This window comes from Amycolatopsis sp. NPDC051716 (assembly GCF_040681595.1).
Classification (GTDB): domain Bacteria; phylum Actinomycetota; class Actinomycetes; order Mycobacteriales; family Pseudonocardiaceae; genus Amycolatopsis.
The window spans coordinates 253454-269134 of record NZ_JBFAZA010000005.1; the positions used below are offsets into that span (position 1 = coordinate 253454).

Consider the following 15681-nt stretch of genomic DNA (forward strand, 5'->3'; position numbering starts at 1 on the left):
GGCCGTGAACAACGATCGGCACTGGGTTACCCATCCGGCCAAAAGCAGGCCGCCCTCGCGCGAATACGTAACCGTTGCTCCGAAGTCATCGGCCGTGGCTGTGGTCGGATGGGTAACGATCAGCACTGTGTCGTTTCCGGGCCCCGGAGCGACATCATCGGGGCGGGGGAACGCGGTCCGCCGGGATCGCTAGGTTGTCGTGGTGGTCGCACCGGTGTGACCGCGCAGAGGAGGTCGATCGATGGCACGCCTGTTCGGAACCGACGGGGTCCGTGGCCTGGCCAACGCCGAGCTGACGCCGGAGCTGGCGCTGGCGCTGGCGGCCAGTGCCGCCCGCGTGCTCGCCGCGCACGACCGCTCGCACCGGCCGGTCGCGGTCGTCGGCCGTGACCCGCGCGCCAGCGGCGAGATGCTGGAAGCCGCGGTCGTGGCGGGCCTCACGTCCGCCGGGGCCGACGTGCGCCGCGTCGGGGTGCTGCCCACGCCGGCCGTCGCCCACCTGGTCGGCGCGCTCGAGGCCGACCTCGGCGTGATGATCTCCGCCTCGCACAACCCGATGCCCGACAACGGCATCAAGCTCTTCGCCGCGGGCGGGCACAAGCTCCCCGACGGCATCGAGGACGAGATCGAAGCCGGCGTGTCCGCCGACGCCGTGCGCCCGACGGGTGCCGGTGTGGGGCGCGTCACGGACGTCGAAGACGCCCTCGACCGCTACGCCGCCCACCTGCTCGAGGCCACGCCGAGCCCGCTCGCCGGGCTCAAGGTGGTCGTCGACTGCGCCAATGGCGCTGCCGCCGCCGCCGCGCCCGAGGTCTACCGCCGCGCCGGTGCCGAGGTCGTCGCGCTGCACGCCGACCCGGACGGCATCAACATCAACCAGCACTGCGGCTCCAACCACCCGGAGAAGCTGCGCGAAGCGGTCGTCGCCCACGGCGCCGACCTCGGCATCGCGCACGACGGCGACGCCGACCGCTGCGTGGCCGTCGACTCCGCCGGCGAGCTGGTGGACGGCGACCAGATCATGGCGGTCCTGGCGCTCGCGCTGGCCGAGTCCGGCGAGCTGACCAAGGACACCCTGGTCGCGACCGTGATGAGCAACCTCGGCCTGCACCTGGCCATGAAGGCGCACGGCATCACCGTGGTCACGGCCGCGGTGGGCGACCGGTACGTCCTGGAGGAGCTGCGGGCCGGCGGGTTCGCGCTGGGCGGCGAGCAGTCGGGTCACGTCGTGCTCCCGGCGCACGCCACCACCGGCGACGGCCTGCTGACCGCGTTGCGCCTGATGAGCCGCATGGCCGAGACGGGCAAGTCCCTGGCCGACCTGGCGGCCGTGATGAACCGGCTGCCGCAGGTGCTGGTCAACGTCCCGGTCGCCGACAAGGCCGCGGTCGCCGGCTCGTCCGAGGTCCGCACCGCGGTCGGCGAGGTCGAGGCCGAGCTGGGCGAGGAGGGCCGGGTGCTGCTGCGCCCGTCCGGCACCGAGCAGCTGGTCCGCGTGATGGTCGAGGCGCCGGCGCAGTCCACCGCGCAGGCCGCGGCCGACCGCCTGGCCGGTGTCGTCTCAGCGGTTTCCTGACGCGAGGGTGACCACGGCCTTCGCCGGGCCGTGGAACACCGGGTGGGTCTTCCAGCGGACTTCGTCCACCCGGCAGCCGGGGCCGAGGACTTTCGCCAGCGCCGTGAGCGCGATCTCGCCTTCGGCCACCGCGACCCCGGAGCCGGGGCACGCGTGCCGGCCGAGGCCGAACGGCAGGCCGCCGGCCAGGGAGATCGCCACTGGGCCGTCCGGGCCGAACCGGAGGACGTACCGGGCCGGGCAAATCGCCGTCACCAGCTCCCGCACGCTTCGCGGACCTGACGTCGCGAGTTCCAGGCCGGCGCCGGCCAGGAAGTTCAGCGAGTTCTCGTACGCCGCGTGCGCCAAGACCACCGGGTTGAACATCAGCTCGTCGTCGTCCAGCCGCCCGGCCGCGTGCGCGTCCCGCAGCGCCGTCAGCCCGCCCGGCCCGGCCGGGGTCCGGCTGAGCTGCACGGCCAGCCGGAACGCCGACACCTGCCCCGCCCGGTCGGTGCCGCCGAAGACGTCGAGGTTCGCCGTTGTCGCCTCGAGGTGGTCCAGGAACACGTCGTCGAGGGGCACGCCCAGCACCGCCGACGTCACCGCGCCCGCCACCGGCCGCGCGAAGTCGCGCACCAGGTCGAACGACGTCCCCAGCCCGGCCACGGTCGTTTCGATCCCGGCTCGGAGGGTCTCGGGAAACGGCTCCAGGCCGGCGATGATCTCCCGCAGCACCGCGCGCAGGCGAGTGTGTTCTTCGCCGTCCCGCAGCAGCACGCTGGGCGAGCCGCCGCCGGGATCCGACGTCAGCTCGGGTGACCGCAGGGCCCGCGCGCACGCGTCGCGGCCGGAGACCACCCCGATGCCGTGCCGTTCGAACTCGTCCATCGCTTCGACACCGTAGGGCAGGATGGGGCGGTGCCGCCCGCAGCCGTCCCGGATGACGTCCTGACCACGCCGTTCACGGACTACCTGCTCCGCAACGCGGCCGAGGACCGCCCCGCGTTCACCTGCCGCACCTTCCCCGGACCGGCCGACCACACGCTGACCTGGCCGCAGGTGCTGGCCCGCGTCCGCGGGGTCGCCCGCGAGCTGCGGCGCGCCACCCGGCCGGGCGACCGGGTGGCGATCGTCGCCCGCCAGGACCTCGGCTACGTCACCGCCTTCCTCGGGACGCTCTACGCGGGGCGCGTCGCGGTGCCGCTGTCCGTGCCGGCCGGCCGCACCGGCCGCGCCCGGATCGAGGCGGCCTTCGCGGACGCCACCCCGGCGGCCTGCCTGACCTCGAAGGACTTCCTGGACCAGGTCCCGCCGGGCACCGCGCTCGCCGTCGAGGACATCGAGGACATCGAGCCCGGCGACGCCGAGCCGCCCGCCGCCGTGGCGATGACCGACCCGGCGTACCTGCAGTACACGTCCGGCTCGACGCGCCGCCCGGCCGGCGCGGTGATTTCGCACCGCGCGCTGGTGGCCGCCTGCTGGCAGACCACGCGGTGCTACGACGCCGGCGCGTCGACCCCGCTGGCCGGCTGGGTGCCGTTCTTCCACGACATGGGCCTGGTCCTGCTCATCGGCACGCCGGTCTTCCTCGGCTCGCGATCGGTCTTCTGCACGCCGATGGAGTTCGTGCGTGACCCGCTGCGCTGGATCCGGCTGCTCGCCGAGCTCCCCGGAGTCGTCAGCGCCGCGCCCAACTTCGCCTTCGACCTGGCCGCCGAAGCGGCGGGGGACCTCGAAGCCCTCGACCTCTCACGAGTGAACTCGCTGCTCAACGGCAGCGAGCCGGTCCGCGCGGCCACCGTCGAGGCCTTCGCGCGGGCCTTCGCCCCCTTCGGGCTGCCGCGGGCCGCGCACAAGCCGTGTTACGGGCTGGCCGAGGCGACGGTGTTCGTCACGAGCGCGGGCGCCGAAGGGCCCACCGTGCGGACGTTCGACGGCGAGCCGCGCGTGTCGGTCGGGCGGCCGTACGGCCAGCGGATCCGCATTGTCGACAAAGAGATCCAGGTGGCCGGGCCCAACGTCGCCGACGGCTACTGGGGGCGGGACGACGTCATCGCCCCCGGCGGCTGGCTGCGCACCGGCGACCTCGGTTTCGTCCACGACGGCGAGCTCTACGTCACCGGACGGCTCAAGGAGCTGATTATCGTCGACGGCCGCAACCACCACCCGCAGGACATCGAAGCCACCGTCGAGGCCGCGCACCCCGGCATCCGGCGCGTCGCCGCGTTCGCCGTGCGGGACGGCCACGGCGAAGGCGTCGCGGTCGTGGCCGGGTGCACCGCGCCGGACGCCTCGGTCGAGACGGCCGTGCGGCGGGCCGTCTCGGCGGCCCACGACCTGCCGCTGCGCGCCCTGTGGCTGGTGCGGCCGGGCGAGGTGCCGCGGACCTCCAGCGGCAAGGTGTCCCGCACCGCCGCCCGCGAGCGCTGGTGGGACGAGAATGAGCGGCATGGCTGACCCGGGCACCTACGTCGACGAGATCCGGCGGATCATCAGCTTCGCGCTGGAGATCCCGCCCGAGCGGCTCGCCGACACGACGCCGTTCGACGACCTCGGCATGACGTCCCGGCAGCGGATCCAGCTGCTGGCGCGGGTCGAGGTGAACTACGGCGTCTCGGTCGACCTCGACGAGCTCGACCGGCTGGTGGACATCCGCGGCGTCGCCGAGGTGATCTCCGAGGCGGTCGCGGCGCAGCGCGCCGGCGGGTAGGTCCCGGCCGGGTGCAGTTGGCGGAAGCCCAGGTCCGCCGCCCGGCCGACCGCTAGACTCTGTGTGCATCTGCGACGGCACCGAACGGTGTCCGGGCGCGTCACAGTCCCGGAACGTCAGTAGGGACCTGTGGGGATCGAAGGGGGCAGCGACCATGCCGAACGGGTATGAAGCGAGTTCGGAGGCGATGACGCGGGCGCAGATCCGCTTGGCGGACGTCGCCGACGACCCGGCGGCCGAGGCCAAGAAGGTCGCGCCGACGGAGATCGTCGCCGTGGACTTCGGCCGCGTGCACCAGGAGAGCTTCGGCAAGTACAAGGCCGGGATGGACGAGATCGGCGCGGGCCTGACGGGGTTGTCGAACGCCCTGATGAACCTCGGCGGCGGAATCGGGACCGCGGGCGGCAAGTACACCACGCAGGAAGCGAACGCCGGCGCGACGGCGAACCAGGCCGGGGGTAACCGCTGATGGCCGAATGGGCTGAGATCAAGAAGGTCCTCGACGACCCGAACGTCTCCATGGCCGCCAAGTCCAAGCTGATGGACGAATACGGCGAGGACACGTTCAACTTCAACGCGGAAGAAGAGGAATACGCGAAGAAGTACATCGAGGACTACTCCGGCTGGAACCCCACCAACGACTGGCTGCCGGGTTCGTCCTCCGACGTCGACGAAGCGCTGAAGGAAGCCCAGCAGGAATCCGCGGCCAAGAACCAGGAACACCAGCGCCAGACCGCCGAGCGTGACCAGGCGAAGAAGAACCTCGACGGAATCGCGACGCCGACCTTGGGGGTCGGCGCGAAGAGTTCCGACGAACAGCTCGACCAGGGCAATGTCGCCGTCGACCTGCTGGCGAAATGGACCGACGAGGTCTGGAACCAGATCAAGGGCGGCGAGAGCGAGAAGAAGAACTCCCAGACGGACCTCAAGGACAAGTTCCACGAGAACCGCGGGATCCAGTACCAGAAGTTCCTGAGCGACGCCGACGACCTCGGCAAGGCGCACAAGGTCGTCGAGGACACCCTCGGCAAGAGCGACACCGAGCTCCAGACCCTCTTCGGCGAGTGGAAGGGCAAGGGCGCCAACGCCGCGGAGATCAAGTACGACGAGACGATCAAGCCGCACGCCAAGGAGCTGTCGCAGCAGATCGACGGGGCGGCGAAGCTGATCCCGCAGACCGTGACGCAGGTCTTCACCGCGGTCAAGAAGAAGGTCGACGAGGTCCTGCAGCTGCACCGCCCGGTGATCGCCGAGGCGGACATCCCGATGGCCAAGGACGTCCTCAAGATCGCCAACGGCGACACCGGGGAATTCGACGACTTCATGAAGGTCGCCGGCTGGATCGACGCCGTCAACGCGAAGAACGGCAACCCGTCGAACCTCGCCGAGCGCCTGCAGAACGACGACTGCGGCTTCAACGACGAGAACAAGGAATACGGCCGCAACGTCTGCCGCTACTGGCGCGACGGCGCGTTTTCGACCGAGTACAAGAGCCTGATCACCGCGTTCGACGGTTCGTGCCGGGCGGCCAAGCAGACCATCGACCAGCAGTTCGGTGCGCTGGCGCGGTACATGGACGGCTACCGCAACCAGCTGACCGAGGCCAAGAACGAGGGCGGCGGCGACAAGACCGGGAACACCGGCAACACGGGGAACACCGGCAATAGCGGGAACACGGGGAGCACCGGCACCGGCAGCACGGGGAGCACCGGATCCGGGAGCACGGGCAGCACCGGGAGCGGCTCCACGACGCCGTCGGCGGCCGAGCCCCCGAAGGCCGAGGAGCCCGCGAAGCCCGAAGAGGGCAAGAACCCGATCACCGGGAAGCCCCTTGAAGTCGACCCGTCGACCGGTGAGCCGTACCCGATCGACCCGAAGACCGGCGAAGCCATCAAGGACACCGACGACACGGACACGGTGTCGGTCAAGAAGGGCGACAACACGATCTCGATGTCCGAGCCCGACAAGGAGGGCAAGCAGGACATCTCCGTGGACGACGGCCACGGCAACAAGAAGGACTACCACCTCGACTGGGGTGACGACGACAAGGCCGAGGCCGGCAAGGACGGCGCGGGCAAGGACGGTGCCGCCGGGGACAAGGCCGCCTTCGGGCCGCAGGGCAGCCAGGCGGTCAAGGAGGGCCAGCCCTCGGCCGACGGCTCCTACAAGCCGGGCCCGGACGGCAAGATCCACATCCAGGACGGCAACCTCAAGATCACCGCTGAGCGCCCGGAGGGCCCGGACGGCCCGACGATCGTGACGGTCGACGACGGCAAGGGCGAGCCCACCACCTACACCCTGGACGAGAAGGACGACCCCAAGGCCGCGGACCTCAAGGGGGACGGTCTCAAGGTGGACGTCAAGCCGGTGACCGACGGCGCCGGCGCGGAGATCCGGCACGACGCGAACGCCGAGCTCCCGTCGGCGAAAGATCCCGCACCGGTCAACCCCGACCCGGGCTTCACGCGCAGCGAAGCGGCCTCTGGGGGCGGCGGGTTCAGCGCGCCCGGCGGCTTCGAGGGTGACCTCGGTGGGGGCGGCAGCGGCGTCGGGGCCGAGCCGGCGGTGGCGACGGCCGACGCGGGCGTCGGGGCGGGTGCCGGCTCCACCGACTCGACCACGACGGCCGGCGCGAGCGACTTCGGCTCGGCCGTCACCGGCGGCGGGTCGCCGGACTTCGCCGGCGCCGTCTCACTCGACCCGGGTGCCCAGACGGGCAGCGACGCCTCGCTGCCGATGTCCGACGGCGGCGGCGGGCTCGGGGCGACTCCGGTCGATCCCGGCATGCACCAGGCGGCCGCGAACTCGTCGAGCTCGAGCGCGATGTCGGGCATGGGCGGCATGGGCATGATGGGCGGCATGGGCGGCGCGCCCGGTGGTGGTGGCGGCGACCAGCAGCGCGGGCCCAGCCAGTACCGCATCGAGGGCGGCGTGTTCGAGACGAGTGGCGCGAAGGGCCGCATCAGCGGCTCGCTCGACGACGAGGGTGACCGTTCGATCCGGTACGACCGGTGACGAGGGCCGAGGAGGGCCGATGAGCAGCGCCGAAGACCGGTATCGCGCGGCGATTTCGACGATGGAAGCGGCGGCACGGGAGCAGGACGAGCAGCGGGGGCTGCGCGAACGCCGGCTCGCGGAGGCCCAGCAGCAGGCCCGCGAAGGCATGCAGAAGGAGCTGGCCGCCGCGCAGAAGTACGCCGAGCACATGGACGAGCTCAACAAGCGCAAGCAGAGCGCGGGCGGCTGGGCGACGGAGAAGACGCTGGCCGACAAGTCCCGCGAGTCGCTGATGGAGTTCGGCGTCCACGAGGAAGAGGCGGCCACCGGCTACACGAACTACCCGACCCCGAGCTACGGCACCCCGGCAGCGGCGGTGGTCCCGCCACGGCCGGAACCGGCACCGGAACCACCACCGGCGGCGCCCGAGCCGCCGAAGCGGGGGCGGCACGCGCGTCAGCCCGACGACGAGGACGACTTCTCCAGCACCAGCTGGCTGGTCTGAGGAAGGGCCCGGCTCCGGCCGGGCCCTTTTCGCGTCAGTGGGCGGCGGGTTCTTCTTCGCGCTCGATGGGGGCGCGCTTGACGTCCGCCTCGAGCAGGGGCCGGTACTTGTCGGTGCCGGTCAGGTGGGTCAGGAAGAAGGCCGTGAACAGTGCGCGCGTGAGCTGCTGCGTCTTGCGGTGCGGCTTGCCGTGCATGAACAGCTGCGACCAGTGCCTGCCCTCGGTGACGCCCAGGTGGGACGCCTTGCCGAGGAACCGCAGCTGGACGTCGTCACCGCCCCACGCGCCCGCGATGGCCTCGGCGTGCGCGACGGCGGGGGCGACCAGGTCGGCTTCTGCGGCGAGGTGCATACCGGGGACGGTGATCGCCTTCGCCGACTCGCTGGCCGGCGGCAGCGTCTGAGCCGCGGTGATGGTGGCGACGGCCTTGATCCGCGGGTGCTCACTCCGCGCGTCCTGCGCCGCGGCGAGGACGGCCGAGCCGCCGCCGGTGGAGTGGCCGGCGAGGCCGAGCTTGCCGGGGTCGACGCTGATGCCGTCCGGGCCGAGCCGGACGGTCGTGACGACGTCGAGGGTGGTCAAGAGGTCGGCGGCGAGCAGCCGGTGCGAGGGCAGCGGCCCGCGCTGGGTGGCCGGCGCGGCGGCGACGATGCCCCAGCTGGCGAGGTGCCGCAGCAGCTCCCGGTACCGATCGGGCGGCTGCAGCCACCCGTGCCCGAAGGCCACGGCCGGCAACCCGAGCCCGGCGCGCGGCGTGAAGACCACGCCGGGCAGCCCGACCAGGGCGAGGTTGCCCCGCAGGACCTCGTGCGGACCCGGGTGCGTCAACTCCGCGAGCAGCTGCTTGGGCTTGCTGGCCATGTCCGGAACCCTACTGTGCGACCCCCGCCGCGGCTCGCCCGCCGCCCCGGCGCGCCGCAACGCTCGGCCTGCGTACCCACACGGTCGGCCTGCGTACCCGCACGGTCGGCCTGCGTACCCGCACGGTCGGTTCATCGGCCGACCCTCCAGGTACGCGGACCGACTCTCCGGGTACGCGGACCGACTCTCCGGGTACGCCGGCCGAGCCGCAGTGGTTCGAACCACCGCGGCCGCGTCCCCGCAGGTCGGAGCCCGTTCGCGGACCCCGTCAGTCCGCTGAATGTCCCTCGTTAGGCTGGTGAGCGTGTGTGGAATCGTGGGATATGTCGGGCACCGCCCGGCTCTGGACGTCGTCCTCGGCGGGCTCCGGCGGATGGAGTACCGCGGCTACGACTCCGCCGGTGTCGCGGTCCTCGACGGCGCCGGTGCGCTGACCGTCGAGCGCAAGGCGGGCCGGCTGGCCAACCTGGAAGGCCGGCTCGACGAGGTCGGCCGCGAGCACTTCGGCGGCACCGCCGGCATGGGGCACACCCGCTGGGCCACCCACGGTGCGCCGATCGACCGCAACTCGCACCCGCACCGGGACGCCTCGGAGCGCGTCGCCGTCGTGCACAACGGCATCATCGAGAACTTCGCCGCCCTCCGCGCCGAGCTCGAAGCCGACGGTGTCGAGATGGCCAGCGACACCGACACCGAGACCGCCGCCCACCTGGTGGCCCGCGCGTACACCGAAGGCGACACCAAGGGTGACTTCACCGCCAGCGTCGCCGCCGTCTGCCGCCGCCTCGAAGGGGCCTTCACCCTGGTCGTGACGCACGCCGACCACCCGGACACGATCGTGGCCGCGCGCCGGTCTTCGCCGCTGGTCGTCGGGGTCGGCGAGGGGGAGCACTTCGTCGCCTCCGACGTCGCCGCCTTCATCGAGCACACCCGCGAGGCCGTCGAGCTCGGCCAGGACCAGCTCGTCGTCATCACCCGCGAGGGCTACGAAGTCCTGGACTTCCACGGCGACGCCGCCCAGGCCAAGCCGTTCACCGTCGACTGGGACCTGTCCGCCGCCGAGAAGGGCGGCCACGAGTACTTCATGCTCAAGGAGATCGAGGAGCAGCCCGAAGCGCTGGCCAACACGCTGCGCGGGCACTTCGAGTCCGGCCGGATCATCCTCGACGAGCAGCGCATCTCCGACCAGGACCTCCGGGACGTCGACAAGGTCTTCGTCGTCGCCTGCGGGTCGGCCTACCACTCCGGCCTGGTCGCCAAGTACGCCATCGAGCACTGGACGCGGCTGCCGGTCGAGGTCGAGCTGGCCTCGGAGTTCCGCTACCGCGACCCGGTCCTCGACCGCGACACGCTCGTCGTCGCCGTCTCCCAGTCCGGCGAGACGGCGGACACGCTCGAGGCGGTCCGGCACGCGCGCGAGCAGAAGGCGCGTGTCCTCGCCGTCTGCAACACCAACGGCGCGCAGATCCCGCGCGAGTCCGACGCCGTCCTCTACACCCACGCCGGGCCCGAGATCGGCGTCGCTTCGACGAAGGCGTTCCTCGCCCAGATCGCGGCCAACTACCTGGTCGGCCTGGCGCTGGCGCAGGCCCGCGGCACGAAGTACCCGGACGAGGTCGCGCGCGAGTACGCCGAGCTGGAGGCCATGCCCGCGGCCGTCCAAAAGGTACTGTCCACTGTGGAGCAGGTGCGGGATCTCGGTCGCCGGATCGCCGACTCGAAGGCGATCCTGTTCCTCGGTCGGCACGTCGGCTTCCCGGTCGCCCTCGAAGGCGCGCTGAAGCTCAAGGAACTCGCGTACATGCACGCCGAGGGCTTCGCCGCCGGCGAGCTCAAGCACGGCCCGATCGCGCTGATCGAAGACGGCCTGCCGGTCGTCGTCGTGATGCCGTCGCCCAAGGGCCGCGCGGTGCTGCACTCGAAGCTCGTGTCGAACATCAGCGAGATCCAGGCGCGTGGCGCCCGCACGATCGTGATCGCCGAAGAGGGCGACGAGACGGTCCGGCCGTTCGCCGACGAGCTCATCGAGGTCCCGGCGGTGCCGACGCTGCTGCAGCCGCTGGTGTCCACCGTGCCGCTGCAGGTGCTGGCCGCGGAGATCGCCCGCGCCCGCGGGTACGACGTCGACAAGCCGCGTAACCTGGCGAAGTCCGTCACCGTGGAGTAACACCGCGCAAGAGGGAGGCCGCCGCCGTGCAGGGAATCTGGACCACGGAACGGATTCGTGAAGCGGAAGGGCGGGCGTTCGCCGTCACGCCCGAGGGCGAGCTGATGCGGCGGGCGTCGTTCGGCTTGTCGGTGCGGCTCGCGGACTTCCTCGACGACCGCACCGGCGGGATTTCCGGCCGCCGGGTGGTGCTGCTGGTCGGCTCGGGCGACAACGGCGGCGACGCGCTGTGGGCGGGGGCGTTCCTACGCCGCCGCGGGGTCGCGGTGACGGCGATCCTGCTCAAGCCCGAGAAGGCGCACGCAAAGGGACTCGCGGCGCTGAAGCGAGCCGGGGGCCGCGTGGTGTCCGCCGAGGACGGTCCACAGTGGATCGCGAAGGCGGACGTCGTGGTCGACGGGATCGTCGGCATCTCCGGCCGCGGCGCGCTGCGGCCGGACGCGGCACGGCTGGTCGAGCTGGTCGAGGCCCCGATCGTGGCGGTCGACCTGCCCAGCGGCGTCGACCCGGACACCGGCGCGGTCGACGGGCCCGCCGTCAAAGCCACCCGGACCGTCACGTTCGGCGCGCTCAAGCCGGTGCACGTGCTCGCGCCCTCGTGGTGCGGTGAAGTGGCGCTGGTCGACATCGGCCTCGAACTGACCGACCCCGATCTCCGGCGGCTCGACATCGTGGACGTCGCCGCGGCCTGGCCGGTGCCCGGCCCGGAAGACGACAAGTACAGCCAGGGCGTGGTGGGCGTCGCGGCGGGTTCGGCGACGTACCCAGGCGCGGCGGTGCTGGCCGCGGGTTCGGCGGTCCGCGCGACCTCGGGTCTCGTGCGGTACGCCGGCCACGCGGCGGACGTCGTCCGCGCGCAGTGGCCGGAGGTCATCGCGACCGGCACGGTGGCCGACGCGGGCCGGGTCCAGGCGTGGGTGGTCGGGCCGGGCATCGGCACGGGCTCCGATGGGCGCGACGTGCTGCGGTACGTCCTCGGCCAGGGCGTCCCGGTCTGTGCCGACGCCGACGCGACGACGATCATCGCGAAGTCCCCGGACGTCCTCGATGCCCGCGACCCGGACACGCCGCTGGTCCTGACGCCGCACGCGGGCGAGTACGAGCGGCTGATGGGCCGCAAGCCGGGCCCGGACCGGGTGACGGCGGCGCGCGAAGCGGCGAAGAAGTACCACGCGGTGGTGCTGCTGAAGGGGCACTGCACGGTGATCGCGGCCCCGGACGGCCGGGTCGCGGTGAACCGTCCCCGAGGAGCCTGGCTGGCCACGGCCGGTTCGGGCGACGTGCTGTCCGGCCTGGTGGGCGCCCTCCTGGCGGCCGGGTTGGACCCCTGGCTGGCGGCGGCCGCGGCGGCGGACGTGCACTCGCTGGCCGGAGCGATCGCGGCGCAAAACGCGCCGACCTCGGCGTCTGGCCTGGTCCACGCGATCCCGGAGGCCATCCGGTCGATCCGGTCGCTAACGTCCTGAGAAGACTTATCGAGTTCTCTGTTAACTTCGCGCGATAAATCTGGTAAGAAGTCCGTGTGAGCGGCGGCACAGCAGCATCCGGAGACCGGAAGACCCGGCCGTCCGATGCTGTCGTCGAGCAGCGGCGGCAGGACATCCTCGATCACGTCATCGAGGAGGGCGAGGCCCGGATCGACGATCTGACGTCGAAGTTCAAGGTCAGCCTGATGACCATGCACCGCGACCTCGACGACCTGGCCGAACGCCGGCTCCTGCGCAAGCTGCGCGGCAAGGTCGAGGCCTACCCGGCGCTCACCATCGAGAGCGCCGCCCGTTTTCGCGACACGCTCCACCACGGCGAGAAAGAAGCTCTCGGCCAGGCCGCCGCGAACCACGTGCTGCCCGGCCAGACCGTCTTCGTCGACGACTCCACCACCCTCCTCCCGCTGGTCAAGCGGCTCGCCGAGATCGACGCGCTGACCGTCGTCACCAACTCGCTGCACGCCGCCCGGCTGCTCGGGCCCCGGGTCGAGGTCGTCCTCGCCGGCGGCCGCTACAGCCACGAGTACGACTCCTGCGCCGGACCCGAAGTCCTCAACCTGCTCGACAGCATCCGCGCCGACGTCTCGTTCGTGTCGGTCACCGCCGTCGCCGTCGGGCGGCTGTTCCACCCCGATCGTGACTACGCCGAGCTCAAGAAGGCCGCGCTCAAGGTCGCGAACCAGACCGTCCTCGTCGTCGACCACTCGAAGTTCGGCCGCACCGCCACCTACGCGCACGGCGACGTCGGCGACTACGACCTGCTGATCACGGGCCAGGCCACGCCCACCGAGGAGATCGAGGCCGCGTTGAACGCGGGCACCGCGATCGAGATCGTCGAACACGTCGCAGAGGGGCAGCCCTATGACAGCTGAACTGGTCGCCGGCATCGACTCGTCCACCCAGTCGACCAAGGTCGTCGTGTGTGACGCCGCCACCGGCGAAATCGTCCGCACCGGCCGCGCGCCGCACCCCGACGGCACCGAGGTCGCCCCCGCCGCCTGGTGGGACGCCTTCAAGGAAGCCACGAACGGCCTGCTCGACGGCGTCACGGCCATCGGCGTCGGCGGCCAGCAGCACGGCATGGTCACCCTCGACGAAGACGGCGAGGTCGTCCGGCCGGCGCTGCTCTGGAACGACACCCGCTCCGCACAGGCGGCCCTCGACCTCATCGAGGAGCTCGGCGGGCCGTCGGCCTGGGCGAAGTCCGTCGGCTCGGTGCCGGTCGCCAGCTTCACCGTCACGAAGCTGCGCTGGCTGGCCGAGAACGAGCCGAAGCTCGCCGACCGCGTCGCGCGCGTGCTGCTCCCGCACGACTGGCTGACCTGGAAGCTCACCGGCGGCGACCCGGTCACCGACCGCGGCGACGCGTCCGGCACCGGCTACTTCTCGCCGTCCGACAACGCCTACCGCCTCGACGTCCTGAGCCACGCCTTCGGCGGCCGGACGCCGGAGCTGCCGGCCGTGCTCGGCCCGGCCGACGCCGCCGGGCACACCCCGGACGGAGTGCTCGTCTCCGCCGGCACCGGCGACAACATGGCCGCCGCGCTCGGGCTGGAACTCCAGCCCGGTGACGCTGTCGTCTCGCTCGGCACCAGCGGCACCGTGTTCGGCGTCGCCGAGACCGGCGCGGCCGACGTCAGCGGCGAAGTCGCCGGGTTCGCCGACGCCACCGGCCGCTTCCTCCCGCTCGCCTGCACCCTCAACGCCGCCCGCGTCCTCACCGCGACGGCCGCGATGCTCGGCGCGACGCTGAGCGAGTTCGACCGCCTCGCCCTGACCGCCGAGCCCGGGGCCGGCGGCCTGACGTTCCTGCCGTACCTGGACGGCGAGCGCACCCCGAACCTGCCCGGCGCCACCGGCTCGCTGTCCGGGCTGACCAGGGACAACATGACCCCGGCGAACCTCGCGCGCAGCGCCGTCGAAGGCATGCTCTGCGGCCTGGCCGCCGGTCTCGACGCGGTGCGCGCGCACGGCCTCGACGTCCAGCGGGTGCTGCTGATCGGCGGGGGCGCGCAGTCGCGGGCCGTCCGCGCGGTCGCGCCGCTGGTGTTCGGCGTGCCCGTGCAGCTGCCCGAAGTCGCCGAGTACGTCGCGCTCGGCGCGGCCCGGCAAGCGGCCTGGGCGGCGGCCTCCAGCGCGGAACCGCCGTCCTGGCAGGAAAACCACAAGCTCCGGCTCGAGCTGGACGAGCCGACCGAGGCGCAGCGCGCCGAGGGCCACCGGATCCAGCAGCGCCACCTCGAAGCCCGCGAAGCGGCTTACGGGGTCCGGCGGAATCTCGGAGAGGACTGACCGATGGCTTCCATCACCTACGACAAGGCGACCCGGCGCTACGCCGGTTCGGAGCGCCCCGCGGTCGACGCGCTGGACCTGGAGATCGCCGACGGCGAGTTCCTCGTGCTGGTCGGCCCGTCCGGCTGCGGCAAGTCGACCAGCCTGCGCATGCTGGCCGGCCTCGAGGACATCGACGACGGCGCCGTCTGGATCGGCGACCGCGACGTCACCCAGCTGCCGCCGCGCTCGCGTGACATCGCGATGGTGTTCCAGAACTACGCGCTGTACCCGCACATGACGGTCGCGCAGAACATGGGCTTCGCGCTGAAGATCGCCGGGCGGCCCGCGTCCGAGATCAAGCAGAAGGTCCTCGAGGCGGCGAAGCTGCTCGACATCGTGGACTACCTCGACCGCAAGCCGAAGGCGCTCTCCGGCGGTCAGCGCCAGCGCGTCGCGATGGGCCGCGCGATCGTCCGCGAGCCGCAGGTCTTCCTGATGGACGAGCCGCTGTCGAACCTCGACGCCAAGCTGCGGGTGTCGACGCGTACGCAGATCGCCGCGCTCCAGCGCCGCCTCGGCGTCACGACGGTGTACGTCACGCACGACCAGGTCGAGGCCATGACGATGGGTGACCGCGTCGCGGTGCTCTCGGACGGCCTGCTGCAGCAGTGCGACACCCCGCGCGCGCTGTACGACCGGCCCGCAAACGCTTTCGTCGCCGGCTTCATCGGTTCCCCCGCGATGAACCTCGTCACCGCGAAGCTGACGGCGGACGGCGCCGAGGTCGGTGGCGCGCGGGTGCCGCTGACCCGCGAGACCATCGCCGCGGCCGACGGGGACACCGTGACCCTCGGCTTCCGGCCGGAGGCCCTCGAGGTCGCCACCGGCGACGGCACCCTGCCGATCAAGGTGGACCTGGTCGAGGAGCTCGGCTCGGACGCCTACGTCTACGGCAAGCTCGCCGAGACCGACGCGGCCGACAACAAGTCCAACGTCGTCGCCCGGGTCGACCCGCGCACGCCGCCGGCCATGGGCGACACCCTGCACCTGCGGATCCGCCCCGACGAGCTGCACGTGTTCTCGGCCACGTCCGGGTTGCGCCTGCCCTGACCTCGGGTCAT

13 protein-coding genes are annotated in these 15681 nt (G+C 72.2%); 11 read left to right on the forward strand and 2 right to left on the reverse strand.

The genetic code is table 11. The features are described 5' to 3' along the window. The first annotated feature begins 241 nt into the window (after window positions 1-241). Window positions 242-1576 carry a phosphoglucosamine mutase gene (gene glmM / locus AB0M30_RS09055; protein ID WP_364581700.1) on the forward strand — a complete coding sequence of 445 codons (1335 nt, stop codon included), beginning with the start codon at window positions 242-244 and terminating at the stop codon, window positions 1574-1576. On the opposite strand, the gene AB0M30_RS09060 is transcribed toward glmM, so the two are convergent. Next, on the reverse strand, window positions 1562-2446 hold the full coding sequence (locus AB0M30_RS09060) for a cytochrome P450 (protein WP_364581703.1): 885 nt from the start codon (window positions 2444-2446) through the stop codon (window positions 1562-1564). The genes glmM and AB0M30_RS09060 overlap by 15 nt on opposite strands. A gap of 30 nt (window positions 2447-2476) precedes the next feature. On the opposite strand from AB0M30_RS09060, the gene AB0M30_RS09065 reads away from it, so the two are divergent. The 5 genes from AB0M30_RS09065 to AB0M30_RS09085 all read left to right on the forward strand — a co-directional run bounded on the left by AB0M30_RS09065 (window position 2477) and on the right by AB0M30_RS09085 (window position 7770). After that, window positions 2477-4015, forward strand: a complete 1539-nt coding sequence (locus AB0M30_RS09065) for a fatty acyl-AMP ligase (RefSeq protein ID WP_364581706.1) — start codon at window positions 2477-2479, stop codon at window positions 4013-4015. Beyond that, the gene (locus AB0M30_RS09070) at window positions 4008-4268 is read left to right on the forward strand and encodes an acyl carrier protein (protein ID WP_103342443.1); all 261 of its coding nucleotides are present in this window, start codon (window positions 4008-4010) and stop codon (window positions 4266-4268) included. Before AB0M30_RS09065 ends, AB0M30_RS09070 begins: the two co-directional genes overlap by 8 nt. A 154-nt stretch (window positions 4269-4422) precedes the next feature. Beyond that, on the forward strand, window positions 4423-4737 hold the full coding sequence (locus tag AB0M30_RS09075; protein WP_233226169.1) for a hypothetical protein: 315 nt from the start codon (window positions 4423-4425) through the stop codon (window positions 4735-4737). After that, on the forward strand, window positions 4737-7283 hold the full coding sequence (locus AB0M30_RS09080) for a WXG100 family type VII secretion target (RefSeq protein WP_364581710.1): 2547 nt from the start codon (window positions 4737-4739) through the stop codon (window positions 7281-7283). The genes AB0M30_RS09075 and AB0M30_RS09080 overlap by 1 nt, the downstream gene beginning before the upstream one ends. A gap of 19 nt (window positions 7284-7302) precedes the next feature. Then, window positions 7303-7770 carry a hypothetical protein gene (locus AB0M30_RS09085; protein WP_364581712.1) on the forward strand — a complete coding sequence of 156 codons (468 nt, stop codon included), beginning with the start codon at window positions 7303-7305 and terminating at the stop codon, window positions 7768-7770. A 34-nt stretch (window positions 7771-7804) separates the two neighbouring features. On the opposite strand, the gene AB0M30_RS09090 is transcribed toward AB0M30_RS09085, so the two are convergent. Next, window positions 7805-8632: an alpha/beta hydrolase gene (locus AB0M30_RS09090; protein WP_364581714.1), complete on the reverse strand. Its 828-nt coding sequence runs from the start codon at window positions 8630-8632 to the stop codon at window positions 7805-7807. A gap of 304 nt (window positions 8633-8936) precedes the next feature. On the opposite strand from AB0M30_RS09090, the gene glmS reads away from it, so the two are divergent. The 5 genes from glmS to ugpC are packed head-to-tail and all read left to right on the forward strand — an operon-like array spanning window position 8937 to window position 15670. After that, window positions 8937-10799, forward strand: a complete 1863-nt coding sequence (gene glmS / locus AB0M30_RS09095; protein ID WP_364581715.1) for a glutamine--fructose-6-phosphate transaminase (isomerizing) — start codon at window positions 8937-8939, stop codon at window positions 10797-10799. 26 nt (window positions 10800-10825) lie between these two features. Continuing rightward, entirely contained in the window at window positions 10826-12265 is a 1440-nt protein-coding gene (locus AB0M30_RS09100; RefSeq protein ID WP_364581717.1) for an NAD(P)H-hydrate dehydratase, read from the forward strand. Window positions 12266-12321: 56 nt separating this feature from the next. After that, on the forward strand, window positions 12322-13158 hold the full coding sequence (locus AB0M30_RS09105; RefSeq protein ID WP_360172193.1) for a DeoR/GlpR family DNA-binding transcription regulator: 837 nt from the start codon (window positions 12322-12324) through the stop codon (window positions 13156-13158). Further along, window positions 13148-14578 (forward strand): xylulokinase, encoded by a 1431-nt coding sequence (gene xylB / locus AB0M30_RS09110; protein WP_364581720.1) that lies wholly within the window; start codon window positions 13148-13150, stop codon window positions 14576-14578. Before AB0M30_RS09105 ends, xylB begins: the two co-directional genes overlap by 11 nt. Before the next feature lie 3 nt (window positions 14579-14581). After that, on the forward strand, window positions 14582-15670 hold the full coding sequence (ugpC, locus tag AB0M30_RS09115) for a sn-glycerol-3-phosphate ABC transporter ATP-binding protein UgpC (RefSeq protein WP_013222655.1): 1089 nt from the start codon (window positions 14582-14584) through the stop codon (window positions 15668-15670). Window positions 15671-15681: the final 11 nt, after the last annotated feature.